A 24,493-nucleotide genomic window follows, 5' to 3' on the forward strand; every position below is an offset into this window, starting at 1 on the left:
AACTGAACTATGGCAACAGCAAGAGAAGCCGCAAAGACCCATGTGACCGCTGCGTACATCCAGAAGGGTGAGGCCCTGGACTACAAGAACGCCACGGATAAGACCATCCCCTGCGACGCGGTGGTAGTTGTGGGCGGCAGGATCGGCGTCACCGGCGGCGAGATAAAGCCCGGCGAGCTGGGCTCCCTGCACATGGTGGGGGTGTTCAAAATGCCCAAGACCGGCACGGACGCCATTGAGATGGGCACGGCCGTCCACTTTGACGGCGCGGGCATCACCGCCACGGCAACGGAGGGGACTACCACCCCGGCGGGCTATGCTGCCGCGCCCAGCGAGGCCGGCGACATTTTTGTGCTGGTAAAGCTGCCGGGATGAGGGCGCGGACATTCAAGGAGGCCCTTCAGAATGACGTCAAAGCGGTGTTCCTGAACCCGGCTGAGTTTGGGGAGCTCCATATCGTCAATGGCCGCAAAATGCTGGCAGTCCTGGACGATATGGAGCACATCGAGCGGGAGAAGCGCATGAAGTCCAATATGGACGGTGTGTATGTCAGACAGCTCCTGCTCTATGTGGCTGCTGAGGATTTCGGCGAATTCCCGCCTCATGGCGTTCTCATCAAGCTGGATGGGAAGCAGTATCAGGTGGCAGACGCCACCGATGAAGGTGGCGTGTATGCTATCACATTGGAGGCGAACAGAAGCAGATGATACGCATTGAGGTTGACGTTTCCGGCCTGGAGGAAGTGGAGCGCAAGCTGGGGAAGATGAAAGACCAAGCCCCAAAGGTACTGCGCAGCGCCATCAACAGCACGGCGGTGGAGGCCCGGAAGCAGCTGGCCCAGGAGGCCCAGAACCGGTACACGGTGAAAAACGCGGGTTTTAATTCCGCGGCGAAGATACGCCGGGCCACGGTGAGCAATCTGGTGGCCACCATCCACGCGGGGGGCAGGAAGCTGGATATTCCCCGGTTCCATGTCACCCGGCCCAGGAGCCATAAAAAAGGAGCTCCCGGCGCAAAGGCAGAGGTGGTGGCCGGCGGCGGGCTCAAAGAGATTCGCGGCACCAGCGGCATCAAGGCGTTCTCCTCCACCGTCCCCTCCGGCAAAAGCCGCACCAAGCAGATCCTCCAGCGCCAGGGCGCGGCCCGGTACCCGGTGCAGGTGCTGCACTCGGTGTCTGTGCCCAAAATGCTGGAAATGGTGTATGAGGGCCGGGGCGCCGCCAAGCGGGTGCTGAAGAAAGACATTCAGAAAATCTACAACCAAAAGGTGCAGCAGAAAATTGGGGAGCTGATGGGTGAATGATTGTCCGTGATTTGCAAAAGGCTGTGGCCGCCGACCTGGAGGCCCTGTTCAAAAACGACTTTTTCAAGACCCCGGAAGCGGCCCCGGAGGAAGAATGGCCTGACTGGCTTAAGGAGCTGCCCCAGCCAGTGCCGGAGTGGCACACCCACCGCATGGCAGCCCCCAAAGCCTATGAACAGTTCCTCCCCCTCAAGACAATGGACAACGGCTCCATTGACCCCGAGGCAGAGGATCCCTTCCCTTATATCATCGTCCGGGCGGACAAGGGCGGCATAGAAGGGCCCGCAGATGCCCATAAGGCAGACGTGATCCTGTTCATCGGGATATTTGACGACGACCCCATCAACCAGGGCCACAGGGCCGTGCTGGAGATGATAGAGCGCATCCAGATGCACTACCAGGAAACGCCCCTTCTCATGGGACAGTTCGTGTGCCAGGATCCCTTTGAGTGGGCGCTTCAGGACGAAGAAAGCTATCCTTACTATTTCGGGGCCTGCCAGTTGACCTTTGCCATGCAGGCCCCCAGAGCGAAATGGAGTGATTTAACATGACCAAAAAGGAAGCCGTAAAGGCGGCGGAAAGGGCCGCCAAAAAAACCAAGACCGTATACATCGGCCCCACCATCACAGGCGTGGCTGCCAGAAACACGGTGTATGACGACCTTCCCGAGGAACTGAACAAGGTGGTAAAAGCCCTGCCGTATATGGCGGGGCTTTGCATTCCCTTCTCCGGGCTGGGCAAGGCCATGACGCAGATCCAGCAGCAGGCGGGGCACAGCTACACCCTGTTCTGCAAGGCGCAGGAGGACAGCGCCAAGATTCAGGAAATTGTTCAGAAAGAGGTGATTTAATTGGCGTTTCAGCATGGTGTAAGGGTGCAGGAACAGGCCACAAGCCTGGTAGCCCCTATTCTGGGCACAGCCGGGCTTCAGGTGGTGTTCGGCACCGCGCCCGTCAATCTGGCGGAGGATCCCTACACCGTCACCAACACCCCGGTGATTGCTTACTCTTGGGCGGAGGCGGTAAAAAAGCTGGGGTACAGCCAGGAATTGAATGCGCTGGGGCACCACAAGTACACCTTGTGCGCGGCCATGTACGCCAGCTTCAAGCTGTCGGCGGTGGCCCCGGTTATTTTCGTGAACGTCCTGGATCCCAAGACCCATAAGAAGAAAAACGACCCGCAGACCGTACCTGTGGAGGATCTTGAGGCCCTGGTGCCCCTGACCGGCATTCTGCTGGACACGGTCGCTGTCAAGGCGGTATCCGGCGAGGGTGACGGGGCCACGGAAACCGACCTGACCCCGGACGTGGACTATATCCTCTCCTTTAACGACGACGGCCATCTGGCGGTAAGCCTTGCCCCCGCGGGGGCGGGCGGCACGGCGGCAACTCTTAAGGTAGAGTGTACCTCCATCGACCCCGAGGCCGTGGATGAGTGGGATATCATCGGTGCAAGCGCCTCTGGTGGTGAAAAGGGCTTGGAGGTGCTCCGGCAGGTGTATCCCAAGTTTGGCATGACTCCTGGACTGCTTCTGGCTCCCGGCTGGAGCCATATCCCGGACGTGGGCATAGCCATCGCGGCCAAGTGCGTGGAGATCAACGGCTACTTCTCCTGCGAGGGCTTCATTGACATCGACAGCACTCCCGAGGGCTGTACCGCTTATGACAAGGTCAAGCAAGCAAAGGAAGCGGCAGGGTGTACGTCCATCCACATCATGGCCCTGTGGCCCTGCATCGAGGTGGGCTCCCAGCGGTTCTGGTACTCCGCCATTATGGCCGCTGTGACCGCCCAGCTGGACGCCAGCAATGATGATGTGCCCAGCCTCTCTCCCTCCAACAAGCTCATTGGGGCCACCGGCACGGTGCTGGCGGATGGGAGCGAGGTCATTCTGGACCAGCTCCAGGGCAACGCGGTCAACAGCTTCGGCGTGACCACGGCCATCAACAACAATGGCTGGAAAACCTGGGGCAACCGCACAGCGGCCTACCCGGCCAATTCCGATCCTAAAGATATGTGGCTGTGCTGCCGCCGGTTCTTCAGCTGGTGGGGCAACAGTTTCATCCTGACCTATGCCCAGAAGGTAGACGATCCCGCTGACCCCCGGCTGATCCAGGCCATTGTGGACACGGAGAACATCCGGGGCGGGGCCTATGTGGCCCAGGGGAAGTGCGCGGCGGCCTACATCGAGTTCAACGCCGAGGAAAACGCGGTGACGGACCTGATCAACGGCAAGCTCACCTTCCACCAGCACCTTGCCCCCTATGTGCCGGCGGAGGACATTCTGAACATTCTGGAATTTGACCCCGACGCTCTCAGTGCGGCTCTGAATGGAGGTTGATAGCAAATGGCAGTAACAGGAATCCCCGAAGTCGTCCATGACTTCAACACCTATAATGCCGGCAAAAAGCAGGTCGGTGTGACCGGCGAGGTTGCGCTCCCTGACCTGGAGGCCCTCACGGCTTCTGTATCCGGGGCCGGTATCCTGGGCGAATACGAGGCTGTGGTAGCCGGGCACTTCAGCAGCCTGGAGCAGGAGGTACCGTTCCGGGTGGTCAACAAAGATTTCTTTGACATGATCGCCCCCACGAAAGCGGTAGGCCTTACCCTCCGGGGCGCCATCCAGTATACGGACCAGGCCACGCAGAACACCAATTATATGGGCCTGCGTGTGGTGTTCCGGGGGAAGTGCAAGAAGGTCAAGCCCGGCACGGTCAAGCTGCATGACGTGATGGACGCTTCCGTCACTCTGGAGCTGACCTACATTCTCATTGAGATGGGCAACGAAAAGAAGCTGGAGCTGGACAAGCTCAACCCCAAGTACGTGGTAAACGGTGTGGATCAGCTGGCAAAGGTCCGCGCCCTCACCTGATAGAAAGCAAAAAAATTTTAGGAGGCAATCATCATGGCAAAAGACAACAACATCATCGACGTGACCGAGAACGTGACCGAGCTGGCGGCCCCCGAGGCGGAGCCTATACCCGATACCCTGGTAGAGTTTAAGAAGCCGTACCGCTTCGAGGACAAAGACTACACCGAGGTGGACCTGGCGGGCCTGGAGGACCTCTCCACCAAAGACATGATCGAGGCGGAGAAGCGGCTGGCCCGTACCGGTGTGTTTACCCCGCTGCCGGAGATGAACATCAACTATGTGTGCATCATGGCGGCAAAGGCGGCAAAGCTGCCGGTGGAGTTCTTCGAGGGACTGCCGCCCCGGGAGATGGAGAAAGTCAAGAATAAGGTAACAAATTTTTTCTACGGCGAGGAATAAGGCCGGGAGATGGAGGGGAGCTGCGCAAGTTGTGTGTGCAGCTCTCCTTCTCTATGCGCTGTGACTTATTCCAGCTGATGAACATGGACTACCTGGAACTTCTGCAGATAGCCAAAGAACTGGCGGACTATGTGAAAGACCTAAAGGCCAACAAGGGCAGGTGAGCGTATGGCGGGGCCGTCCCAAGTAACGATAAAGATCGCGGCTAAGCTGGAAAAGGACTTTGGCTCCGCCATCTCCGCGGCGCAGAAAGCGGTATCCGGCCTGAAGGGACTGGGGGGTATGGCGGCGACAGGCGCGAAAGTCGCCGCAGGCTCTCTGGCCGCTGTAGGCGGTGCGCTGGCTACAGCCGGCGTAGCTTCTGTGAACACAGGGCGGGAATTTGAGGCGGCTATGTCCTCCGCAGCGGCTACGGCAAATGCCACCGAGGCAGAGTACAAAAAGCTGGAGGCCGCGGCTATGGAAATGGGCCGCACTACCTCCAAAACCGCAACAGAATCCGCCAATGCCCTGGAGTATATGTCTCTTGCTGGCTGGGATGTGGACACGTCCATATCGGCTCTGCCATCGGTGCTGAAAATGTCCGAGGCGTCTGGTATGGACCTGGCCCACTGTTCCGATTTGATAACGGACTCCATGTCCGCGGCGGGTGTGTCCGTGGATAACCTGGCGGGATACCTGGACATCGCAACAAAGGCCCAGAACAAATCCAACCAGACCGCTGAACACATGATGGAAGCCTTCATCGGGGTGGGCGGTACCATGAAGGGGCTGAATATCCCCATAGAGGATACGGCGACCGCCCTGGGCGTGCTGGCTAACCGAGGCATCAAGGGCTCGGAGGCGGGCAACGCACTGAACGCCATTATGGCGAACTTAACCACGGGCACAGGCGCGGCGGGCAAGATGATGGAAAGCCTGGGGATTTCTGCCTTTGACAGTGAGGGGAAGTTTATCGGCCTGGAAGCGACCCTTCAGAAAGTAAACCAGGCCACGGCTGGGCTCTCGGAGGAACAGCGCAACGCGGCCCTTGCGGCCATAGGAGGCAAGCAGCACATTGACGCGCTGAACGACCTGATGTCCGGTCTCAACACTACTACAGCGGACGGTGTGTCTGAATGGGAGGCCCTAAGCCAGCAGCTATACAATGCGGATGGCGCACTGGAAACCATGCGGGCGACCAAACTGGACAACCTCAACGGCGACCTGGCTACCCTGCAATCGGCCCTGGAGGATACCGGGATACGGGTATACCAGAACCTGCAAGAGCCCCTCCGGGGCGCGGCGCAATTCGCTACAGAGCAAATCTACACCCTATCAGACGCACTCAACAATGGTGGCTTTGAGGGCATGGCCTCTGCCGTGGGCAATGTGCTAAGCAATGCTTTCACAAAGGTGGTGGACTTTGCCCCGCAGTTTATCATGATGGCCTCGGTCATCGCTACCAGCCTGCTGAACGGACTGGTACAGAACGGCCCTGTACTGGCCCAGGGCCTCTCCCAGCTGGTCGTTCAAGGGCTGGGAGCCTTTGCGGGTTTCTATTCGGAATTCTGGAGCACCGGGGCGGCACTTCTGGCCCAATTCCTACAAGGCATGGCCGGGGAGATACCCAACGTAATTGCCATAGGCTCCCAGACAATGCAAAGCCTGGGAGCCGGAATTACAGCGAACCTCCCCACCATCCTGTCTGCCGGTACGGACATCATTGTCCAGCTCATCGGCGGGATCGGTGTGCTTTTGCCCCAGCTGCTCTCAATGGGCGGCCAGATTTTAGGCCAGCTGGTGCAGGGGATCCTTACCGCCATACCCCAGATAGCCGCCGCGGCCTTTACGCTGATGAGCGACTTTGGCTCCCAGCTTCAGGCGAACCTTCCCACGGTCATTCAGCAGGGTGTACAGATGGTGGTCGACCTGGTAGCGTCCATTTGCGCCAACGCGGGGATGCTCATTGACGGGGCCCTTGCCCTTATCAACGGCCTGGTGAGCGGGTTGATGCAGGGGCTGCCGGCAATTATCTCGGCGGTGCCCTCCATCATTTCCAGCCTGGCGAACGGAATTATATCCAATATTCCCACCATCCTGCAGGCCGGTGTGCAGCTTATTGTAACGCTGGCCCAGGGGCTTTTACAGGCTATCCCCTCCCTGCTGGCGGCTATCCCCCAGATAGCCTGGTCGATTATTACCGCACTTACCTCCGTGAACTGGCTGCAGGTGGGCTGGGACATCTTCATGACCTTAGTGGATGGCGTTCTAAGCATCGACTGGCTCCAGCTGGGCATGGATATCCTTAACGCAATTAAAGATGGCATCCTGTCCGCAGTCGGTGGCCTGTTCGAGTCTGTGGGGAATATCTGGAACAATGTGACCAGCTTCTTCACCGGCAAGGGCAAGGAAACTGGCGACAGCACCGCAGCCGCCATACAGAGCACCACTCCGGCGGTTCAAGAAGCCGCCAGCGGAGTGGGCCGATCCGCTGTGACCGGGATGCAGAACAGCCTGAGCACCTCCCTGCCCAGCATGACCGCCAGCGCCAACGCGGCTGGCGCGGCGCTTACCAGCGGGATCAACTCCGGGGTAGCGTCTGGCGCGGGCCAGCTGGACAGTACGGTGGCCAGCATGGGTACGTCCGCCACAGCCTCCCTGAACGGTTCCATCAATCAGGGGCTGGCCTCGGTGAACACCTCCGCCGTAGCTTCCGGCACCGCTTACACGGACGGCATGACCGCCGGACTGCAGAGCGGTATGCCGGGGGTGCAGAGCGCGGCTCAGACCGGCTGTGACGCTGTGGTGCAGCAGACCACATCCAGCTTTGAGCGGGTGCGATCCGCCGTGGAAACCAAGATGAACGCGGCAGCCACAGCGGTTACTAACGCCATCGGCAAAATGCGGGCGGCCATGAACTTCTCCTGGTCACTTCCGCATCTAAAGGTGCCCCATGTGAATATCAGTGGGGCTTTCAGCCTGCAGCCGCCCACGGCCCCTAATTTCAGTGTGAGCTGGTACAAAGAGGGCGGTATTTTGAGCGGCGCCCAGATATTCGGGATGCAGGGCAACCGCCTGTTGGGCGGCGGCGAGGCAGGGAAAGAGGCTGTGCTGCCCCTTTCCACGCTCTGGCAGCAGATGCGGGGGATGTTCGCTGAATCTGCCGGCGGTGTGCGTGAGCGCATCAACGCTCTGGGCCAGCAGCTAGGCTTGGCGGAAAACAGCCGGCGGCTGTCCTTTTCCGGCCTGCTGGATGGCGTGAAAGGTGGGCCGCAGCCTGCAACCGCAGGCGGGCCTCCCATGCAGATCACCTACGCACCGCAGTATTACTTCCAGGGCGAGGCTCCCACCAAAGACGACCTGGAGGGCGCGGAGGAAATGTCCCAGAGCAAGTTCAATGAGATGATGAACAAGTGGATGAAAGACCATAGCAGGAAAGACTTCTAGGAGGCGCGGCCATGAATACTATAACCACCATAATGGGCGACACCTGGGACACCATCGCGCTGAGAGCCTACGGCGGGGAACCTCGTGCTTTGCCCCGGCACACGCAGCTTCTGATGGAGGCTCGGGAGAATATCCGGCTCCTGGATTACCAGGTGTTTCCCACTGGCATCGTGGTCGCTGTGCCGGACGTGGATGACTATGAGACAGCGGACAGCCTGCCTGAATGGAGGAAGTAGCTATGGATCCGAGAAAAGCTAGGGTGGCCCTGCTGTATAACGGTACCAACGCCAATGTGCAGCTGGCCCCCTATCTCAGCTCCTTCAAATACACGGATGTGGCCTCCGGCTCCAGCGACAGTATCAGTATCTCCATCAATGACCGGGACCGCAGGTGGATAAACGGCTGGTTCCCCCAAAAAGGGGACCGGCTGCAGCCCACCATAGAAACCCTTAATTGGGAGCGTGACGGGCAGAAAGGCAAGTTTCCCTGCGGGAAGTTCCTGGTGGATGATTTCAGTTTTAAGGGCGGGCCCATCCGGCTGGATTTGGAGGGCCTCGCTCTGCCCGCTGACAGCGGCTTTAAGGCCACTGAACGCACAGAAACCTATGAGAGTACCACCCTTAAGGAAATCGGCCAAATCGTGGCCGCCAGGGCCAAAGTAGCCCTGCACTATGAGGCCGGGGCCGTGAGCATCGAGAAGGTGGAGCAGAACAACCAGACCGACTGCGCGTTCTTCGGCTCCCTGGTGGAGAAGTACGGATACGCGCTGAAAATATACAATGACAAGCTGGTGGTGTTCGATGAAGGAAAGTACGAGGATAAGGCCCCCAAACTCATCCTCACCGAAAAGGACTTTGAACCCGGCTGGTCATGGAATACCAAGCTGGACCAGACCTATACCGGGGTGAAGTACCAGTACACCAACAGTGAGAAGAACCGCACCTTCACGGTGACCGCCGGAGGCGGGGGCCGCATTCTGGAAGTGAACGATGCCGCTGAAAACTTGGGGGAAGCCACGCTGATCGCCCTGGCCGCGCTGAACAAGGCCAACCGGGGGGCCACCACCATGAGCATCACCATGATGGCCCGGCCCGGACTGATTGCCTCCGACTGTGTGGAAATCAGGGGCCTGGGCAAGCTCTCCGGCAAGTTTTATGTGGAGAAGATAGACCACGATATCGGCAGCGGCTACAAGATGGCTCTGGATATGCGGCTGGTGCAGCCCAGAGTGACGGCCGCAAAATCAGCATCCAGTACGGTATCGTAAGGAGGACGCCATGCAGACCCAATACTTACGCATCGGAAAAATCTCCAGCTTCAACTACCCAAAGGGCACGGCCCGTGTGACCTACGAGGATAAGGGCGGCAGCACCACCGCCGAGTTCCCTTTCCTCTCCTGGCAGTACATGATGCCGGAGGTTGGGGATCAGGTGCTAGTGGCCCATCTGTCCAACGGTACCGGCATGGCATTCATCCTGGGGCCTACCTGGCATAACGAGTGGCGCCCGGCGGAGGGCTTCAAGGGACTGTACCGCAAGGAGTACAACTACAAAAAGCCTGGGGAAGCCTATGAAAGGTACGACGCCAACACCGGGGTGTATAAGATTCAGGTCGGCTCCTGCATCCTGGAAATGAACCGGGACAGCGGGAATATCAATATCATTGTTCCGGGCAATGTGACTGTAAACGGCGATGTGATAGCCAGCGGAATCAGCCTTACAGGCCACACCCACACCGGTGTGCATGGTGGAACAAGTGGGCCGCATTAAGGGGAGGTGTGCGTATGCCAATCGGCAGCTGGGGGCCAGGCCTGGTGTTTTCTGTCAGCGATAAGAAAGTACTTACCTTTAACGATATGAGCCGGACTGTGGCCTCCGAGTGGGCCACCCACAGCCGGATCGGGCTGAAGGACCAAGTCGAGTATCTCCGGCCGGCCCTGCAGAAGCTGACCTTCACGATGGAACTCAACGCCCTTCTGGGGGTGCGGCCCAGGGCCATGCTGGATAAGCTCTGCGAGTATGCGGAAACTGGCCGGGTGTACCCTCTGGTGATAGGCAGCCGGCGCATAGGGAAAAACAAGTGGCGCATCACCAATCTCAGCGAGGCATGGGAAACCGTGCTGAACCGGGGCGAGCTGGTGAGGGCCAAAGTGACCGTGACGATGGAAGAATACCTGTAGGGGGTGCGTGTATGAGTATCACTCTGTCCGGGATAGAAATCTCCTTTGACCGTGCTGGGGGCGATGAGGCCCAGCGGCGGGAGATCGTCCGCAACATTGAGAATATTCTTCTGACCCCGGTGGGCACCGACCCGCTCTACCGGGATTTCGGCATTGACACCTCCGTGCTGGACTACCCCCTGGACACGGCCCAAAGCATGATGGCTGTGGAGGTGATAGACGCCATAGAGAAATGGGAGCCTCGTGTGCGTGTGCGGGATGTGAGCTTTGTCCCGGACCCTGCCGGGAATCTGGGGGTTAAGGTGGTGATTGGAAGTGGATAACCTCTTAAAATCGGTGTATGACCTGCCGGATATTTCCTTCATTGAGAACGACAGCCTGGACGCCATGATGCAGAGGCTGGTGAGCAACTACGAGAAGCGGTACAAGGAGGTTACCGGGAAAACTGTGAGCCTGGGGGCCGCCGACCCGGTACGGGTACAGCTTTACGCCATCGCCCTGGATTTGTACCAGATAGAGCAGTTTGTGGACAGGGCCGGGAAGCAGGACCTTCTCAAATACAGCTACGGCGGCTTTCTGGACAACCTGGCCGGTACCAGGGGAGTCACCCGGCATGGGGCCAGCCCCGCCCGGACGACCCTGCGATTCACCCTCTCGGCGGAGAAGCCCTACGCCAGCGCCATCCCGGCGGAGACCAGAGTGACCAACGGTAATAATCTGTATTTTAAGACCCTGCAGTATGGGGAGGTGCCCGCCGGGGAGATGTTCATGGACGTAGAGGCGGAGTGTACGGTCAGCGGTGTGGAGGGCAACGGTTTCCTGCCGGGGCAGCTCAACATTCTGGTGGACCCGCTGCCCTATGTGGAGCGTGTGGAAAATGTCACTGTTACGGCTGGCGGCACGGATGTGGAGGACGACAAGAGCCTGGCGGAGCGCACGTTCCTGGCGCCCTCCGGCTACAGTACCGCCGGTTCTCAGGACGCCTATACCTTCTGGACCAAGACCTACAATACGGACATCGGCTCTGTGCGGCCCGTCAGCCCTACACCCGGGGAAGTGGTGGTGTACATCATCATGCAGGACGGGAGCCTGCCGGATGAGGAAGTGGTGGATGGCCTGACCGATTATCTGGCCAGAGAAGAAGTGCGGCCCATGACCGACCGTGTGACTGTGTCCGCGCCGGACGTCAAGTTCTTTGACCTTAAGCTCACCTATCGTATCGCCCGCTCCAATCAGGCCACGGCGGCTGCCATCCAGGCAGAGGTGCAGAAAGCCGTCCAGGATTTCATCACCTGGCAGACCACAGAAATCGGCAGGGATGTGAACCCCACGGAACTGGTGCGGCGGATCCGTGAGGCTGGGGCCAAAAGAGTAGAGCTGGCAAGCCCCATTTTCACCCCGGTAACGGAAACCCAGGTGGCCCAGTTGGGGGAGCTGTCTGTAAAGTATGGGGGGCTGGAAGATGATTGACCTCCGGGACGGTAAAATCACAGACCTGATAAACAACCCCATGTCCTACAATCCGGAGACCGTCTCCATAGGGTACGCTATCCTGCAGGAGAAGCAGCGGCTCCTAGCCCTGGCAGAACGTACCAGGCTCATGGCCGTGGTGGAGAATCTGGACGAATGGGTGCTGGACTATCTGGCGGTAGAGCTACGGGCTCCGGCCTATGAGGACAGTTTTCCCATTGAAGTCAAGCGGGAACTGATAGCGGGCACTCTGCCGTTCTATGCAAAGCTGGGTACTCCCCAGGCCATCAATTGGGCCACCCGTACCATCTTCGGGGGGAGCCAGCTGCAGGAATGGTTTGAGTACGGCGGCGAACCCTTTCACTTCAAGATGAAAGTCAATATCACAGATGACATCTTCAGCCTGGAAAAAGACCGCCAGGTTATCAATGCCATCAACGTGTGTAAAAATCTCCGTTCTCATCTGGACGGAATAGAGTATTTCATAAAAGCGCCCACAGCCCTGGCATATGCCGGGGCTGTGCTTTTGAGCCATAGTGGACAAGTCTGGGTGAGCTTGAAGCCGGACTCACACTGGCCCCGGTCGGAGGTTGGCGCCGCGTCCGGCGCTGTGTTTCTGGCTTCTTCCGGCATATGCTCGGTAGAGCTGCCGAAGATAAAGGCCAGCTGGCCGCGCGTCAGGATTGGCGCTCTGGCCGGAGCGGTTCACCTGGGAGCATTTGGTGTGTGTTCGGTGGAGCTGCCCAGAGTGAGCCTGCAATGGCCCAGGGTAAAGACCCGGGTACTGCTGGGTGGTGCCCTTCTGGGGATGTCCGGCGTGTGTTCCGTGAATGTTCCCAGGGTGGCGCTCCGCTGGCCGAGAGTGGGTGTGTCCGGGGCTGCGGAAATGGTAGTGCTGAGTCAGACCATGTACCACCGGGCTACCGTGCAGCCTAAGAAACTGGCATGGCCCAAAAGCACGGCTACAACAAAGTTTGGTGTTGCGGTGCTGGGAGTATATCAAAAAATTACTGTATAAGGAGATGATCGTATGGGCTACTGGCAGCAGAGAGCTGTGACCGATGTGGGCAATGAAATGCTCAATGACCTGATGGCCGGCCGGAAGCTGACTATCTGCAGCGCCTACGGCGGCACGGAGAAAGCCGCAGAGGACGCACTGGCCGGGCTCACCGATGTGAGCGGCGACCGTCATGAGCTGGGCCTGCTGGGGCTGGAAAAGGCCCCAGAGGGCAAAATGGTGCGGGTACAGATCAACAACGTGGATATTGAGCAGGGATATACCCTCCACCAGATCGGTGTGTATGCCAAGCTGGATGATGAGCCAGAACAGCTGCTGTTCATCCTTCAGGATGAGCGGGGCGTAGATATCCCGTCTGTGACGGAGAACCCCAGCTTCGCCCTGGAGGTGCAGGGCCTTATCTACATCACCAATGATGTAGAGATCAAGATAAGCCTGGAGGGCAGCAAGGCAATGGTCACCCCTGCCATGCTGGCTCAGCTGCTGTCTGACCATAACGCCGACCCCCAGGCCCATCCTGGGCTGACAATGGCCATCAAGCAGGTACTGGATCAGGCGCTGGAAGAAGCCGGGAGCGGTAATCTGGAACCCGGCGCGGAGCCTCCCGGCCCCGATACCCCTGCAGAACCCGGCCAGCACTACTTTGACGCCGAGGCGAAAAAGGAGTACATTTGTATCGGGCAGGACGAGGAAGGAAACTACCTGTGGATGGTCACCGGCGCTGGCGTGGACGCCAGCCAGATCATGTACGAGGGCAAGCCCCTGACCGCGTTTCTGAAAACCCTGGAGGAATCGGCCAGTACAGACCGGGCCATTCAGAATATCCCCACACAGTATGGGACGCTGACCTATACGGGAGAGGAACAGACCCTGGTTCTCAACGGCTACGACAGCGCAACGGTGCTGCTCACAGGTGTTCTCGCAGCCACGGATGCAGGCGAGTATGAAGCTCTGGCCACCCCGAAACAGCCCTATTTCTGGGGCGCGGACGGCTCCACGAACACCAAGCCAATTAAGTGGAGAATAGACCGGCAGCCGGTGGAGGCAGTGACACAGACTAACACGCTGACCTATACCGGGGAGGAACAGTCCCCTGCATGGGAGGGTATCCGTCCTGACATCATGACCGTAAGCGGACAGCAGGCGGGTACCGAGGCTGGGGAGTATATCCAGAAGATTACGCTGGATAACAATTACTGCTGGCCGGATGGGACCTACGGTGAGAAGGAATTCCCCTGGGAGATTGCTCGGATCACGCTGGAAGCTGTGCCCTGCCAGAGTGTGGAGAACGTGTATACCGGGGCAGAACAGTCCCCAAGCTGGACGGGCTATGACCCGGAGAAAATGACAGTCACGGGTCCCACAGCGGCTACAGAGTCCGGCGGGTATACAGTGGAATTCATCCCTGGTCCTAATTACCAGTGGCCGGACGGGACGCATGGCAAGAAAGAAGTCATGTGGACCATAGCGAAAGCGGCAGGCAGTATCACGCTCTCTCAGAGCGTCCTGAACCTGAAAGCGTCGGCCATGAGCGCCATCATTGGCGTGACCCGGCCCGGTGATGGCGTGATTACAGCTACTTCCAGTAACGCAGCAGTGGCCACGGCTACGGTGAACGGGGAGCGAATCACGGTGCAGGCCAAGACCAAAGGCAGCGCGACCATTACCATCAATGTGTCGGAGGGCACGAACTACACGGCTCCTGAGAGCAAACAGGTGCCTGTAACGGTTACCCTGCCCACCACAACGATGGCAGACAACGGCTGGGACGTGATAGCCGATGTAGGCGCTGCAGGCAATGCGGCCAACTTCTGGAGCGTGGGCGACAGCAAGGATGTGGTGATAAACGGCAAGGTGGGTAATTTCACCTTCAGCAGCCTGACGGTCAAGGCGTTTATCATCGGCATCAACCACAACAGCACCCGAGAGGGCAATGGTGTGCATTTCCTGCTGGGTAAGATAGGTACGGCAGAGATCGCACTGTGCGATGGCAAGCATGGTAATCAAGGCAGCGCCGGTTACTTCATCATGAACACATCAAATACCAATTCTGGCGGTTGGGATGTTTGCTATATGAACAAAACGCTGTTGAACGGTGCCAGCAACAGCCTGCTGACAGCCCTGCCTGCGACACTGCAGAGCGCAATTAAATCCATCACTAAGTACACGGATAATGTGGGTGGAAATCAGAACAATGCTGCCAGTGTAACCGGCAAGCCGTGCAAACTGTTCTTGTTATCGGAGTTTGAGGTATTCGGAGGCAGAAGCTATGCAAATAGTGCCGAACAAAACTATCAACAGCAGTATGCCTACTTTAAAGCAGGAAACTCGAAGATAGCAAATCATCACACCGCAGTGACTACTGCGGTGTGGTGGTGGCTGCGGTCGCCCTATTACAATGGCAACGATACCTTCTGCGTTGTCGGCTCCAACGGCTACTACACTGGCGACGATGCCTACTACTCTGGCGGGCTGCGCGCCGGCTTCTGCGTATCGGCGGCCTAATCGGCCCCACCATCAGGGACGCGCCAGCGGCCCGTACTGCAGGGCAGCAAGGCGGGATTACCGGGCCCTTAAGGCCCTTCCCCATACCGCCGTAAGGCGGTCGCGCAAAATTTCAAAATTGGGGGTTTTTTGTCTGTAGCCTCTGTGCTATAATGTTCAGCGGAAAGGGGGTGGTTTTGTGTCGGTCCTAAAAGAAATGCGGGCTGTCAGCAAAGCTGAATTTGTAAACACTGCTGGCGAGATATTCGATGAGACAGTAGCGTTCTTGTCCCGGCTCTCGGCCCGGTATTCCCGGCTGCTGGCGGAAAAGACAGCAGATCTTGCTGGAGAAGTAATGGACGAAGCTGAAAAGGCCAACAGCCTGTACCCCTCCAGCCTTCTGCGGATAGACCGTCGGGAGGCGCATCTGCTGGAGGCCAGGGCGGCGCTTATGGCTTTAGACGTGAGACTGGGCCGGTGCTACCGCTTGATGATGAAGAATCCCCAGGGAGCTTTTACCAATTCGGCCGGCCAGTATCTGCCGCCTAAGAAAGCGGAGGAAAAGCTGGACAATATGGCCCAGAAGCTGGGAGAGCTTGTCGATAAAGAAAATGACCTTTTGAAAGGAGCGCTGGACTATGTAGCCAAAAAACGGCGGGAGCTGAAAAAGTAGCTCTTAATTTGGGTGTATCTCTGTAAACGTGTGCTCTGCGGTGTGGTGGTGGCTGCGGTCGCCCTATTACAATAACAACAATAACTTCTGCATTGTCAACAACAACGGCAACTACAATAACAACAATGCCTACTACTCTGGCGGGCTGCGCGCCGGATCCTGAATTTATAGGTCAAATGGAGTAACCGATTGGTGAAAGACGACCTCTTCAGAAGGAGAGATGCTTCCCGGTCGTAAGGCCGAAACTGCCCTTTGATGCCCCTGCACGGACGCTGCTTGCATGGCGGGTGGATGTGCCCTATCCCGTTTCATGTGTCGGGGCAAAGCAGATTAGACGGCACCCTACAAGATATCTGTACGAAGGAGCGAATCATTTTGACAAGTGAGCAGCGCCGGGAGGCGCGATATCAACGCCGCAAGGCCCAAAGAGCGGTGAATAAGGATGAGAGGTGTGTCCGGCTGGGCACCTTTGGGGAAGTGTTCTCATACCGGGATATGTTCAAGTACGGTACGAAATGCTGCAATGGCGTCCGCTGGAAGCAATCCGTCCAGAATTACGAGATGCACCTGTTCTCCGGCACGGCCAAGCGCCGCCGCCTGATTCTGGATAAGAAATGGAAGCCCCAGAAGTGTACGCACTTCACCCTGTGTGAGCGAGGCAAGGTACGGCCTATCGACGCGCCCCATGTGACGGACAGGCAAGTGGAAAAGGTGTATTGCAATAAGGTGCTGGTGCCCCTTTACAGCTCCAGCATGATAAAGCACAACGGAGCCAGCCAAAAGGGCAAGGGCCTGCATTGGCATTTCCGGGAGCTGAAGGAACAGCTCCGCTGGCACTTCCGTCGCTATGGTCGGGCGGGCGCGGTACTGCTGATGGACCTAAAGCAGTTCTTCCCCAGCGCCCCACGAAAAACCATCTTCCAGCGGCATGAGCAGCTGATAACCAACCCGGATTTGAAATGGGCGGGGGACACCATCGTGGAGGGTGTTCCCGCCACCGCTCCGGGCCGGGGGATGCCTTTAGGCGTGGAGCCGTCCCAGCAGGAGATGGTGGCCCTGCCAAGCTCAGTGGACAACTGGCTCAAGTGCCAGCAGGGGATCCACTGCTGCGGCCATTACATGGATGACTACTATGTGATTCTGCCGGATGTGGAGCAGCTGAAAAAGCTGGCTCATGAGATGGTCCGGCGGTTCGCGGCCATCGGAATCCCGGTGAACCAGCGCAAGTGCAAGATAATTCCGCTGACAAGGCCTTTCAAGTTTTGCAAGGCTAAATTCCGGTTGCTGGAAACCGGGCGGGTGATTGTCAACGGCTGCCGGGATGGTGTGAAACGCGCCCGGCGCAAGCTGAAGCTCTTTAAGGAACAGGTGGTAGAGGGCAAGCGGGAGCTTGAAACCGTGAAGCAGTACATGACCTGCCAACTTTCTTACTACAAAGGCTACAATGACCACGGACGGGTGCTGCGGCTCTCACGGCTTTGTTACGCCCTGTTCGGGGATATCATGGGAGGTACAAAGTGTATAAAATCACAAAAGATGGGGCCAGCCTCGGCATGACCGAGCACCCCACCTATATCAAGCAGGCACCCAATGGGTGCCTTGTTTTATGCCCTGAAGCTGAGGCCACCGGCATAGTCTGGGAGGGGACGCCCCTCCATCTGCTGGGCCGGGATGATCTGGAGGGCAGGGAAACCGTCATGCTGGAGGAAGTGGACGGAGGCCCGGAGCTTTTGACCGCCGTGGACGCGCTCTCTGACATTGACGCCATGAATGTCGACCATGAGTATAGGCTGACCCTGGTAAGTCTGGGGCTGACCTCTACGGAGGAAAACAAATAGGAAAGGAGGGGAACGGAATGCTGTATAGAACCTTGAAACGGATGATTGAGCGCGGCCAGCTTGACGGGATGGACAGCAAGCTGGATGTGTTCTACGCCGCCGACAAGCTGACCCAGGCAGAATACCTGGAGCTGTCTGCCATGCTGGGCAGGCTGAGGGGAGATGAGGCAACCGATGTATAAGCGGTATATCGTGCGCCAGAGAGCCCGATTTCAGAGTGTGTTTGAGGGCCGGGTGAATCTTCCCTGGGGAACTGTGGTGGATGCGCGTCTGATAAAAGTAAGCGACGACCCGGAGCCCGAGAGGTGGGAGAGTTTTCTCTTCCTCGGTAGCAAGCTGCTGTGTGCGGCCAGCGCCCAGAACACGAAAGACTTCTTCGTGCAGGACGATGACGGGCAGGGTGAAACGCGGGGGCGGCTGGTGACAGCTATCCTTGCCCGCCTCGACCCCCAGAAAGCCCACCAGGAGGCTTCAATCGCTAGATGGGAAAAGATATGGGCTGACCGTAGATGCAGGGCATACAAGCGGCCAGGTTGCCCACAAGGGCGATCCTGTGAGCCCGAAGAACACTGGATATGGACAGATGACTTCTACAACGCGCCCATCGGGGATTTGCAGCACATTGCAGACCTGGTGGGCGCAAAAATTTAACAAGGGACGTGGCCGGGGCGCTGTGTGCGCCTCGGTTTTCCTTTTGTGAGGTGATGAGAAAGTGACTCTAAATGAAATCCTTGCCCACTTGTGGGGTGGCCTACCCTATGCGGGCGGCGGGCTTTTTGTCCTGCTGACTCTGGTGCAGCTGGCTCCCATCAAGGTGACTCCCTGGTCATGGTTGGCAAAGACCATTGGAAAGGCGATGGGGATCGCGGCCATTGAAAAGAAACTGGATGAGCACATCGCCACCGATGACAAGCGGGACGCGGACAGCCACCGGGTGAAGATTTTGCAGTTTAACAATGAGCTCCTGCGCTCCATCGACCACACCAAAGAGGAATTTATTGAGGTGCTGGCCGAGATCGACGCCTACGAGCGGTTCTGCGAGGGCCACCCGGACTACCCCAACAACCGGGCAGTGCTGGCCATTGAGAACATCCAGGAGAACTACAAGGAACGTCTGAAAAAACATGACTTTTTGCAGGAAGGAGAAGTACGGCATGAGTAACAGTCCATTAAGTTGTATGCGGCTGATCAGCCCCAACCGCAACAGCCCACGCAATCACAAAATCGACACTATTACCATCCACTGCGTGGTGGGACAAATGGGGGTTGACGCCCTGTGCAGCGAGTTCAGCCGGACATCGAAGGGCGCCAGCTGCAACTACGGCATCGGCTATGATGGCCGCATCTGCACCGTGGTGGATGAGGCAGACCGCTCCTGGTGCTCATCCAGCTGGGAGAACGATAACCGGGCCATTACCATTGAGTGCGCCAGTGATGCGTTCTACCCTTACGCCATCAACGCCAATGTCTGGAAAGCCCTCATCGAGCTGTGTACGGATATCTGCAAGCGCAATGGCATTCAAAAGCTGGTGTGGTCTACGGACAAGAGCACCCGCATGAACCATCTGAATGGCTGCAACCTGACGGTACACCGGGACTATGAGAACAAGTCCTGCCCCGGCGATTACATCTACAGCAGGCTGGGCCAGATCGCCAAAGAGGTCAACCAGAAACTCAGCGGCGCACCCGCCGGACCCTTCAAGCCCTACCAGGGCCAGGTAAACGCGGATGACGGGCTCAACTGCCGCACAGCACCTGTGAGCGGCCAAGTGCGCAAGACCTACCCGGACGGTACGGTGCTCACCATCACCAAAGAGGACGGCAACTGGGGCTACTGCGGCGAGGGCTGGGTGTGCCTGGATTACATCAATAAAATCGCGTCGGCGAAAGACCCGGCGGCAAAGGAGGATTCTATCATGGACGGAAAGACCTTTAAGAAAATGTACGACGAAATCAACCCCACCTACAACACCATCGACGAGGTGCCCAGCTACTGGCGGGCCGACATCAAGGAGCTGGTGGACAAGGGGATCATCGCCGGCACGGGCGGCGGCAAGCTGGGCCTCACCAAGAGCGACTGCAAGGCCGCTGTGATTGCCAAGCGCATCCGGGAGAAGCTGTGATGGCCGCCCACATGAAGGAGCAGGCGGTCAAGACCAAGACCCGGCCCGATTTCTCCAAGCAGCTCATCTCCGATATTCGCTGGCTGCTCTGGGCGGTCACTCTCGGGGGCCTGCTGCTGGCTGGGTACTGCATCCACCAGGGATATACCGGCTCCCTTCCGTGGCTTTCCGGGATGGTGGGCCTGCCCTGGACAGCACATGGCGTGGTGTGTTCGTTCTATCTGAACATGGCCAAGTCCGACCACAAAGAGGGCGGCATTACCTTTGAGAGCGCGAAAGCTAATAGCTTTTTGATAGACGAAAACGACAGCCCCGTGGGCTAGGAGGAATCTGTATGAATGAATTTTTGACAACCCTACTGCAGGCCGTTCTGGTAGCCGCTGTGCCCGTGTGCGCGGCGTTCCTGGGCAAAGGGCTTAAGGCGCTGGCCAGCTACCTGGGACAGAAGTCCGAGAGTGACACAGTGAAAATGTACATGGAGGCCATAGCTGACGCGGTGGCAACCGCCGTCACATTCACCAGCCAGGTGTATGTGGACAAGCTGAAGGAGACCGGGCAGTTCACCAAAGAAAACCAGCGGGAGGCCCTGGGAATTGCGGTGGCCCAGGCTAAGAACCTGTTGACCGCCGAGGCTGCGGCCTTCCTTGAGAGCGCCTATGGTGATTTGAATGAGTACCTGCAGAGCCGCATTGAGGCGGAAGTGCGCAACCAGAAGATGGGCGTGGGCACTTTGACGCTGAGCGCATAAGGACATACGAAAGCCCCTGGCTTTCCCAATTGGGAGGGCCGGGGGCTTTTTTATTTTCCGGGCCTATTTCTCAAAGTAGATGCTATACACGGCCTCGGCTATTTCATTGTAGCAATTCCTCTGGCCGCGCTTAATCGCGTTTTGGAGCATTTTAGTCGCCATTTCGGAAGCCTCTTTGTGCTCACAAATTTTCGTGATTTTTTCATACGTTGTCATGATATTCATCCTTTCTGGCCTGCCATCTTCAGCACCGGGAGGCCGTCCCTCGGTGGACGCCCCTTGACATTGGCTGCGCCAAGTCGGGGGAGCGTTTCGGCGTTTTATTTTCTATAGGCGAGTTTGAAAAGGTCGTTTTCGTGAAGTTCCCGGTCTTGCTCCTCCTGTTCAAAAAGGATTGCCCTCAGTTCCCGCACGGTTAGATTCTGATTGTCGATTTCGGTAAGAGCCTGCCTCAATTCGCGGATTGTAACTTTCATTTTTTTGTGTTCCCCTTTCCTTTAGCTTGTCCTTATATTACCATACACACGCATAGAATACAAGAGGCTAAGGCGCACAAACATTCGCCGGGTTTCCTGGTGGTAATGGCAGCAAAAAAGGAGCGGCCCACGAGTTGGCTCGCCAACTCGACCGCTCCATGCCTTTACTCCTGCTCCTCCTGATATCGGTGTATATTCCCCAGAATGTGATCCTGCTCCTCTTGGCTCAAGCCCAGCCCCTCCAGGGCCTCGCGGGTGCCGCAATCCGGGCAGATAAGCTGCGTGCTGTCCCGGGAGATCGCCGGGGCGCCCCGGTAGGGCTTGCCGCATTTGGGGCAGACGGTTAGCTGGAACACGTTATCCATTTCTTCTTTCAAGCGCCATCACCTCCCTTGTGTACGCCCTGGCCTCCAGCAGCGCCTCGGGGTCAAAGCCAAAGTCCCGGTAGCCTACCTCGCAGATGTCCATATACCGGGTGGTAGGCAGTCCCGCCAGATGCCCATCGTTCATGAGATAAACAAAAGCCTCCACTTGCCGCTCCTGCGCCGTTTTAAGGCCGGTATAAGTAATAGGCAGGGTTTCTTTACGGTAGAACACAGGGAAGCCCTCGTAGCGGTCCAGGGCCGCCTCGTCAGCCTCTGTGACAGCCCATACTGCCACAGGAACAACATAGCCGGGGGCCGGTTCAATAGTAAGATAGTTCCCGGATCCGCTCCCACGGAACACCAGTCGCCATCCCTCCAGCTGGGCCGTGCCCACAGGCCGGGCATTGGGGCAGCGGTACCCCATCTGCTCCCAGTTCAAGTTGCTGCCATAAGCAAGGTAGTATTTTTTCATGATTCAACATTCCTTTCAAGTTTATTATATCATACTTGCCCTACCACTGAAAGCCCGCTCTTTGGCGGGTTTTCAGCAGGGCATTTAACCTAAGTCCTTCAAGCGGCTGGGCGGCTGGTGTGCCGGAAAGCGGTATCGCCGCTCAAGCGCCGGGTAAGGATTTCCCGGGCCGTTTTGAATTCCTCCCCGATGAATCCCAGGCGGAGCAGCCATGTCCGCATTGCGTACCGGGGGTTCTCGTTCTGCTGGGGCCGGGGGCTGGCGCTTTTCGCTACCTTAGCCATCTGGCTCAGGGCCAGGCACAGCTGGATGTAGGTCTTTAGCTGGCCGGCGTGGATCCCGCCCTTACGGCCCTCGCCAGGGTTGTCGAACTGGAAAAGCCGGAATTCAACCGTGCCGTGGGTGAAGGTGGCGTGGAGGTTCAGCATATGGTAGCGGCTGTCGTTGTAGTGGGCGCTGCGGCGGTAATCAGCATTCTGGCTTTTATACCACACATCGGACAGAGCCGACATCGTGCTGGGCTTTTCCCGGTTGATCCGTTCCAGGAAACGGGGGTCAACCGTTTTGCAGTAGGTGCCCATCCGATAGTGGTCGAGATTCAGGGCGCTGGCCAAGAGGCCCTCGTGGCTGGCCATCAGGTTCGCCAGGTTCCGCAAGGTAGCAGCATCATGGCCATTGGCTCCGATATGGATGTGCACTCCGCAGCCGTGGGCCGGGTTGCTGACTGCTCCAGCGTGGCGGAGCTGGCGGGCGATTTCCTGCAGGTCCTCCAAGTCATCGTAGGTAAGGATTGGAGTGCCGAGTTCAGCTTTTTTTGTATCAGAACTGGCATGGATGCTCACGTCTCGTGTGATTTTCCACACCCGGCCCTGCTGGTCTTGACAACTCCAGGAATCGTAACTGCCGCCGTCATGCCGGACTGTGCGCTCGGTGCCGAAATACTTTGCTACTACTTTAGCGGCCTGCTGGCGGGTGATCTCCGCCATTTCGATTTCCACGCCGATGGTTTGTTTCTTCATGTCCTCGACCATTTTAGTAAGTTTCGCGTTCATTTTGTTTCCCTCCGTGGTTTGATTGTGTCTGTATATTACCATACACACGCACTGAATACAAGCCGCTAAGGCGCACAAACATTCTGCTATTCTCCTGGTGCATATGCCGGCTTGACTTTTGCCATACATACGCATATAATAGAGTAAAATGGGAGGAGGGACCTAAATGCCAAGATTGTCCGCAGCCGCAAATACCACGCCCATAGATAAGAAGTGCCTGGAACTGGGGATATCCCGGTCGGAGCTTTCCCGCCGGAGCGGGGTGCCGCTGCCCACGCTGGATGCCTGGGGCCGGAGAACACGGCTCCCCAGGGACGTGTATCAGCTTTACAAGGTGGCGCAGGTGCTGGGATGCCACATTGAGGATATCATCGAGCCGGAGCTTGCAGAGACGGAGGAAAGCGGCAAGGAATGAGCAAGGGAGGAAGACGATGATGGAGAACAAATCTGAAAAAGTTTGTGGAGCGGAAGGTCCAGGATGGCCCTGGTGCGTAGATTGTGTGCACCAAAACAAAGCATACATTGGGAGAAAATACTCAAATGAAATTGAATATGATGGGAGGCAGTGTGAGCTCGGATATAGATGGGAAGAAGGCGCTCCCTATCCGGATGATTTTTGAACAAGGCAACAGAAAAAAGTAAGGGGCGGAAAATCTTCCGCCCCTTTTGTGTTTCTTTATGCTGTCATATAGTCGTACAGTTTGGCTTTCAGGACAATCAGCTGGGCCTCTGCCGCCTCGGCCCGGGCCTTGTATTCATCTCGCTCTTCGGCCAACTGGCCAACCTGCACCGTGCGCTGAGCCAGCTGCTCCCCCAAATCCTGGGCCTGCTCCACCGGGTTCCCGGAGAAGTCGTTGTCGATGTTCTCCTCGGCGATATCGAACACGCCACGGAAAGCGGTGGCGATATAGCTGTTTGGCCCCAGGTCGGCCACCAGGGCCTTGATCTGCTGCAGGGCTTCACGCTCCTGGTCTTTGGTGGCCATTGCGGCCTCAGTTGTGTTTTCCTTGCACATTTTTAATTTACCTCCTTGATTTTTGTGACCTGCTCTGTTAAAATCAAGGTAGCCGGGGGCAGGTTTCCCCGGCCCGCCTTGTTTGAGGCGCTGGAGGATAGCGGGGTAACATTGGCGTGTGTACCGCTATCCTGGTTTTTTCACTCCTTCCCGCCTCGGGATTATACGCAAAAGAAAAAGCACCCGGTTTTTACCGAGTGCTTTTCGATTTGGCGAAGCCAATATCGTATTGCCCTCATTCAGTGGGCAACAGCATGGCCAACACGAACGCCGGGCCAACAAAGTAAATTGTGGCGGGGTTCGTATGACTCTGGTATGGCAGGGGCAGAAGGATTCGAACCCTCGGCACGCGGTTTTGGAGTGGATGTGGAAAAGGCATCAACAGACATACATCAGCTAGTTTTCCGCATGGTTGAGCCGTTTGTGTTTCCAAACGGTACGCATCAAAAGATTTTGATGATTTATTGATGATATCCAAATTTTTGGAGCCAAGAAACAGACGGTTTCGCCTCCACAGGCAGCGAGTTTTTGAGTGATAAGGGCAACCAACTCTGTGAAGGTAACATAAAATTTGAGATAA

The 24,493-nt window shown here is 57.5% G+C and carries 35 protein-coding genes and 1 other RNA gene; 30 read left to right on the forward strand and 6 right to left on the reverse strand.

Annotated features, from left to right (window positions below; genetic code table 11):
• Window positions 1-9 precede the first annotated feature (9 nt).
• The 27 genes from D5270_RS00315 (at window position 10) to D5270_RS00440 (ending at window position 20,533) form a co-directional block, all read left to right on the forward strand.
• Window positions 10-375 carry a DUF2190 family protein gene (locus D5270_RS00315; RefSeq protein ID WP_166542224.1) on the forward strand — a complete coding sequence of 122 codons (366 nt, stop codon included), beginning with the start codon at window positions 10-12 and terminating at the stop codon, window positions 373-375.
• Entirely contained in the window at window positions 372-707 is a 336-nt protein-coding gene (locus D5270_RS00320; RefSeq protein ID WP_166542225.1) for a hypothetical protein, read from the forward strand. Before D5270_RS00315 ends, D5270_RS00320 begins: the two co-directional genes overlap by 4 nt.
• Entirely contained in the window at window positions 704-1,303 is a 600-nt protein-coding gene (locus tag D5270_RS00325; RefSeq protein WP_166542226.1) for a phage tail protein, read from the forward strand. Before D5270_RS00320 ends, D5270_RS00325 begins: the two co-directional genes overlap by 4 nt.
• On the forward strand, window positions 1,300-1,854 hold the full coding sequence (locus D5270_RS00330; RefSeq protein WP_166542227.1) for a hypothetical protein: 555 nt from the start codon (window positions 1,300-1,302) through the stop codon (window positions 1,852-1,854). Before D5270_RS00325 ends, D5270_RS00330 begins: the two co-directional genes overlap by 4 nt.
• Window positions 1,851-2,153, forward strand: coding sequence for a hypothetical protein (locus D5270_RS00335; RefSeq protein WP_166542228.1), 303 nt, complete (start codon window positions 1,851-1,853; stop codon window positions 2,151-2,153). Before D5270_RS00330 ends, D5270_RS00335 begins: the two co-directional genes overlap by 4 nt.
• Window positions 2,154-3,641, forward strand: coding sequence for a phage tail sheath family protein (locus D5270_RS00340; protein ID WP_166542229.1), 1,488 nt, complete (start codon window positions 2,154-2,156; stop codon window positions 3,639-3,641). It begins immediately after the preceding gene.
• A 6-nt stretch (window positions 3,642-3,647) separates the two neighbouring features.
• Window positions 3,648-4,172, forward strand: coding sequence for a phage major tail tube protein (locus D5270_RS00345; RefSeq protein ID WP_166542230.1), 525 nt, complete (start codon window positions 3,648-3,650; stop codon window positions 4,170-4,172).
• Between the two features lie 33 nt (window positions 4,173-4,205).
• Window positions 4,206-4,571, forward strand: a complete 366-nt coding sequence (locus D5270_RS00350; RefSeq protein ID WP_166542231.1) for a phage tail assembly protein — start codon at window positions 4,206-4,208, stop codon at window positions 4,569-4,571.
• A gap of 168 nt (window positions 4,572-4,739) precedes the next feature.
• Window positions 4,740-8,000, forward strand: a complete 3,261-nt coding sequence (locus D5270_RS00355; protein WP_166542232.1) for a phage tail tape measure protein — start codon at window positions 4,740-4,742, stop codon at window positions 7,998-8,000.
• Window positions 8,001-8,011: 11 nt separating this feature from the next.
• Window positions 8,012-8,236 (forward strand): tail protein X, encoded by a 225-nt coding sequence (locus D5270_RS00360; RefSeq protein ID WP_161474327.1) that lies wholly within the window; start codon window positions 8,012-8,014, stop codon window positions 8,234-8,236.
• Window positions 8,237-8,238: 2 nt separating this feature from the next.
• Window positions 8,239-9,267, forward strand: coding sequence for a phage late control D family protein (locus D5270_RS00365; protein WP_161474326.1), 1,029 nt, complete (start codon window positions 8,239-8,241; stop codon window positions 9,265-9,267).
• A 10-nt stretch (window positions 9,268-9,277) separates the two neighbouring features.
• Window positions 9,278-9,769, forward strand: a complete 492-nt coding sequence (locus tag D5270_RS00370; protein ID WP_161474325.1) for a hypothetical protein — start codon at window positions 9,278-9,280, stop codon at window positions 9,767-9,769.
• A gap of 14 nt (window positions 9,770-9,783) precedes the next feature.
• Window positions 9,784-10,179, forward strand: a complete 396-nt coding sequence (locus D5270_RS00375; protein ID WP_161474324.1) for a phage tail protein — start codon at window positions 9,784-9,786, stop codon at window positions 10,177-10,179.
• A gap of 11 nt (window positions 10,180-10,190) precedes the next feature.
• On the forward strand, window positions 10,191-10,502 hold the full coding sequence (locus tag D5270_RS00380) for a GPW/gp25 family protein (RefSeq protein ID WP_166542233.1): 312 nt from the start codon (window positions 10,191-10,193) through the stop codon (window positions 10,500-10,502).
• Entirely contained in the window at window positions 10,495-11,649 is a 1,155-nt protein-coding gene (locus D5270_RS00385) for a baseplate assembly protein (protein WP_166542234.1), read from the forward strand. The genes D5270_RS00380 and D5270_RS00385 overlap by 8 nt, the downstream gene beginning before the upstream one ends.
• Window positions 11,642-12,667 carry a phage tail protein gene (locus D5270_RS00390; RefSeq protein ID WP_166542235.1) on the forward strand — a complete coding sequence of 342 codons (1,026 nt, stop codon included), beginning with the start codon at window positions 11,642-11,644 and terminating at the stop codon, window positions 12,665-12,667. Before D5270_RS00385 ends, D5270_RS00390 begins: the two co-directional genes overlap by 8 nt.
• 12 nt (window positions 12,668-12,679) lie before the next feature.
• Window positions 12,680-15,172, forward strand: a complete 2,493-nt coding sequence (locus D5270_RS00395) for a DUF6273 domain-containing protein (RefSeq protein WP_166542236.1) — start codon at window positions 12,680-12,682, stop codon at window positions 15,170-15,172.
• A 196-nt stretch (window positions 15,173-15,368) separates the two neighbouring features.
• Entirely contained in the window at window positions 15,369-15,824 is a 456-nt protein-coding gene (locus tag D5270_RS00400) for a hypothetical protein (protein ID WP_207709265.1), read from the forward strand.
• Window positions 15,825-15,864: 40 nt separating this feature from the next.
• Window positions 15,865-15,987 carry a DUF6273 domain-containing protein gene (locus tag D5270_RS17185; protein WP_442858588.1) on the forward strand — a complete coding sequence of 41 codons (123 nt, stop codon included), beginning with the start codon at window positions 15,865-15,867 and terminating at the stop codon, window positions 15,985-15,987.
• Between the two features lie 212 nt (window positions 15,988-16,199).
• The gene (locus D5270_RS00405; protein ID WP_243150031.1) at window positions 16,200-17,381 is read left to right on the forward strand and encodes a reverse transcriptase domain-containing protein; all 1,182 of its coding nucleotides are present in this window, start codon (window positions 16,200-16,202) and stop codon (window positions 17,379-17,381) included.
• Window positions 17,342-17,662, forward strand: a complete 321-nt coding sequence (locus D5270_RS00410; RefSeq protein WP_166542238.1) for a hypothetical protein — start codon at window positions 17,342-17,344, stop codon at window positions 17,660-17,662. Before D5270_RS00405 ends, D5270_RS00410 begins: the two co-directional genes overlap by 40 nt.
• A 17-nt stretch (window positions 17,663-17,679) precedes the next feature.
• Window positions 17,680-17,844, forward strand: coding sequence for a hypothetical protein (locus D5270_RS00415; RefSeq protein ID WP_166542239.1), 165 nt, complete (start codon window positions 17,680-17,682; stop codon window positions 17,842-17,844).
• Window positions 17,825-18,313, forward strand: a complete 489-nt coding sequence (locus D5270_RS00420; RefSeq protein WP_166542240.1) for an isoaspartyl peptidase — start codon at window positions 17,825-17,827, stop codon at window positions 18,311-18,313. Before D5270_RS00415 ends, D5270_RS00420 begins: the two co-directional genes overlap by 20 nt.
• Before the next feature lie 61 nt (window positions 18,314-18,374).
• A complete protein-coding gene (locus tag D5270_RS00425; RefSeq protein WP_166542241.1) occupies window positions 18,375-18,824 on the forward strand; it encodes a hypothetical protein in 450 nt (149 codons plus the stop codon).
• A gap of 16 nt (window positions 18,825-18,840) precedes the next feature.
• Window positions 18,841-19,785, forward strand: a complete 945-nt coding sequence (locus D5270_RS00430) for an N-acetylmuramoyl-L-alanine amidase (protein ID WP_243150033.1) — start codon at window positions 18,841-18,843, stop codon at window positions 19,783-19,785.
• The gene (locus tag D5270_RS00435) at window positions 19,785-20,108 is read left to right on the forward strand and encodes a hypothetical protein (protein ID WP_166542243.1); all 324 of its coding nucleotides are present in this window, start codon (window positions 19,785-19,787) and stop codon (window positions 20,106-20,108) included. The genes D5270_RS00430 and D5270_RS00435 overlap by 1 nt, the downstream gene beginning before the upstream one ends.
• 11 nt (window positions 20,109-20,119) lie before the next feature.
• A complete protein-coding gene (locus D5270_RS00440; protein WP_166542244.1) occupies window positions 20,120-20,533 on the forward strand; it encodes a hypothetical protein in 414 nt (137 codons plus the stop codon).
• Window positions 20,534-20,762: 229 nt separating this feature from the next.
• On the opposite strand, the gene D5270_RS00445 is transcribed toward D5270_RS00440, so the two are convergent.
• From D5270_RS00445 to D5270_RS00465, 5 genes are all read right to left on the reverse strand, one after another.
• Window positions 20,763-20,851: hammerhead ribozyme type II (locus tag D5270_RS00445), an RNA gene on the reverse strand.
• A gap of 2 nt (window positions 20,852-20,853) precedes the next feature.
• Entirely contained in the window at window positions 20,854-21,009 is a 156-nt protein-coding gene (locus tag D5270_RS00450; RefSeq protein ID WP_166542245.1) for a hypothetical protein, read from the reverse strand.
• 164 nt (window positions 21,010-21,173) lie between these two features.
• Window positions 21,174-21,386 (reverse strand): hypothetical protein, encoded by a 213-nt coding sequence (locus D5270_RS00455; RefSeq protein WP_334466918.1) that lies wholly within the window; start codon window positions 21,384-21,386, stop codon window positions 21,174-21,176.
• Window positions 21,367-21,846, reverse strand: coding sequence for a gamma-glutamylcyclotransferase family protein (locus tag D5270_RS00460; RefSeq protein WP_166542246.1), 480 nt, complete (start codon window positions 21,844-21,846; stop codon window positions 21,367-21,369). The genes D5270_RS00455 and D5270_RS00460 overlap by 20 nt, the downstream gene beginning before the upstream one ends.
• Window positions 21,847-21,944: 98 nt before the next feature.
• Window positions 21,945-22,898: an amidoligase family protein gene (locus tag D5270_RS00465; protein ID WP_166542247.1), complete on the reverse strand. Its 954-nt coding sequence runs from the start codon at window positions 22,896-22,898 to the stop codon at window positions 21,945-21,947.
• Window positions 22,899-23,064: 166 nt separating this feature from the next.
• Here D5270_RS00465 and D5270_RS00470 point away from each other — a divergent pair, with 166 nt between their 5' ends.
• Together D5270_RS00470 and D5270_RS00475 are read left to right on the forward strand one after the other, a co-directional pair.
• Window positions 23,065-23,313, forward strand: coding sequence for a helix-turn-helix domain-containing protein (locus D5270_RS00470; protein WP_166542248.1), 249 nt, complete (start codon window positions 23,065-23,067; stop codon window positions 23,311-23,313).
• Between the two features lie 16 nt (window positions 23,314-23,329).
• Entirely contained in the window at window positions 23,330-23,518 is a 189-nt protein-coding gene (locus D5270_RS00475) for a hypothetical protein (protein WP_166542249.1), read from the forward strand.
• Between the two features lie 56 nt (window positions 23,519-23,574).
• On the opposite strand, the gene D5270_RS00480 is transcribed toward D5270_RS00475, so the two are convergent.
• A complete protein-coding gene (locus D5270_RS00480; protein WP_166542250.1) occupies window positions 23,575-23,913 on the reverse strand; it encodes a hypothetical protein in 339 nt (112 codons plus the stop codon).
• 78 nt (window positions 23,914-23,991) lie between these two features.
• Between D5270_RS00480 and D5270_RS00485 the strand changes: the two genes are divergently transcribed.
• A complete protein-coding gene (locus tag D5270_RS00485; protein WP_166542251.1) occupies window positions 23,992-24,381 on the forward strand; it encodes a hypothetical protein in 390 nt (129 codons plus the stop codon).
• Window positions 24,382-24,493 lie beyond the last annotated feature (112 nt).

Origin of the sequence: Acutalibacter sp. 1XD8-36, assembly GCF_009917525.1 — a bacterium.
GTDB lineage: Bacteria > Bacillota > Clostridia > Oscillospirales > Acutalibacteraceae > Acutalibacter.

Coding starts and splice junctions, on each gene's coding strand:
- D5270_RS00315 (WP_166542224.1), top strand. CDS start 10: ATGGCAACAGCAAGAGAAGCCGCAAAGACCCATGTGACCGCTGCGTAC.
- D5270_RS00320 (WP_166542225.1), top strand. CDS start 372: ATGAGGGCGCGGACATTCAAGGAGGCCCTTCAGAATGACGTCAAAGCG.
- D5270_RS00325 (WP_166542226.1), top strand. CDS start 704: ATGATACGCATTGAGGTTGACGTTTCCGGCCTGGAGGAAGTGGAGCGC.
- D5270_RS00330 (WP_166542227.1), top strand. CDS start 1,300: ATGATTGTCCGTGATTTGCAAAAGGCTGTGGCCGCCGACCTGGAGGCC.
- D5270_RS00335 (WP_166542228.1), top strand. CDS start 1,851: ATGACCAAAAAGGAAGCCGTAAAGGCGGCGGAAAGGGCCGCCAAAAAA.
- D5270_RS00345 (WP_166542230.1), top strand. CDS start 3,648: ATGGCAGTAACAGGAATCCCCGAAGTCGTCCATGACTTCAACACCTAT.
- D5270_RS00350 (WP_166542231.1), top strand. CDS start 4,206: ATGGCAAAAGACAACAACATCATCGACGTGACCGAGAACGTGACCGAG.
- D5270_RS00355 (WP_166542232.1), top strand. CDS start 4,740: ATGGCGGGGCCGTCCCAAGTAACGATAAAGATCGCGGCTAAGCTGGAA.
- D5270_RS00360 (WP_161474327.1), top strand. CDS start 8,012: ATGAATACTATAACCACCATAATGGGCGACACCTGGGACACCATCGCG.
- D5270_RS00365 (WP_161474326.1), top strand. CDS start 8,239: ATGGATCCGAGAAAAGCTAGGGTGGCCCTGCTGTATAACGGTACCAAC.
- D5270_RS00370 (WP_161474325.1), top strand. CDS start 9,278: ATGCAGACCCAATACTTACGCATCGGAAAAATCTCCAGCTTCAACTAC.
- D5270_RS00375 (WP_161474324.1), top strand. CDS start 9,784: ATGCCAATCGGCAGCTGGGGGCCAGGCCTGGTGTTTTCTGTCAGCGAT.
- D5270_RS00380 (WP_166542233.1), top strand. CDS start 10,191: ATGAGTATCACTCTGTCCGGGATAGAAATCTCCTTTGACCGTGCTGGG.
- D5270_RS00390 (WP_166542235.1), top strand. CDS start 11,642: ATGATTGACCTCCGGGACGGTAAAATCACAGACCTGATAAACAACCCC.
- D5270_RS00395 (WP_166542236.1), top strand. CDS start 12,680: ATGGGCTACTGGCAGCAGAGAGCTGTGACCGATGTGGGCAATGAAATG.
- D5270_RS00400 (WP_207709265.1), top strand. CDS start 15,369: ATGCGGGCTGTCAGCAAAGCTGAATTTGTAAACACTGCTGGCGAGATA.
- D5270_RS00415 (WP_166542239.1), top strand. CDS start 17,680: ATGCTGTATAGAACCTTGAAACGGATGATTGAGCGCGGCCAGCTTGAC.
- D5270_RS00420 (WP_166542240.1), top strand. CDS start 17,825: ATGAGGCAACCGATGTATAAGCGGTATATCGTGCGCCAGAGAGCCCGA.
- D5270_RS00430 (WP_243150033.1), top strand. CDS start 18,841: ATGCGGCTGATCAGCCCCAACCGCAACAGCCCACGCAATCACAAAATC.
- D5270_RS00435 (WP_166542243.1), top strand. CDS start 19,785: ATGGCCGCCCACATGAAGGAGCAGGCGGTCAAGACCAAGACCCGGCCC.
- D5270_RS00440 (WP_166542244.1), top strand. CDS start 20,120: ATGAATGAATTTTTGACAACCCTACTGCAGGCCGTTCTGGTAGCCGCT.
- D5270_RS00450 (WP_166542245.1), bottom strand. CDS start 21,009: ATGAAAGTTACAATCCGCGAATTGAGGCAGGCTCTTACCGAAATCGAC.
- D5270_RS00460 (WP_166542246.1), bottom strand. CDS start 21,846: ATGAAAAAATACTACCTTGCTTATGGCAGCAACTTGAACTGGGAGCAG.
- D5270_RS00465 (WP_166542247.1), bottom strand. CDS start 22,898: ATGAACGCGAAACTTACTAAAATGGTCGAGGACATGAAGAAACAAACC.
- D5270_RS00470 (WP_166542248.1), top strand. CDS start 23,065: ATGCCAAGATTGTCCGCAGCCGCAAATACCACGCCCATAGATAAGAAG.
- D5270_RS00475 (WP_166542249.1), top strand. CDS start 23,330: ATGATGGAGAACAAATCTGAAAAAGTTTGTGGAGCGGAAGGTCCAGGA.
- D5270_RS00480 (WP_166542250.1), bottom strand. CDS start 23,913: ATGTGCAAGGAAAACACAACTGAGGCCGCAATGGCCACCAAAGACCAG.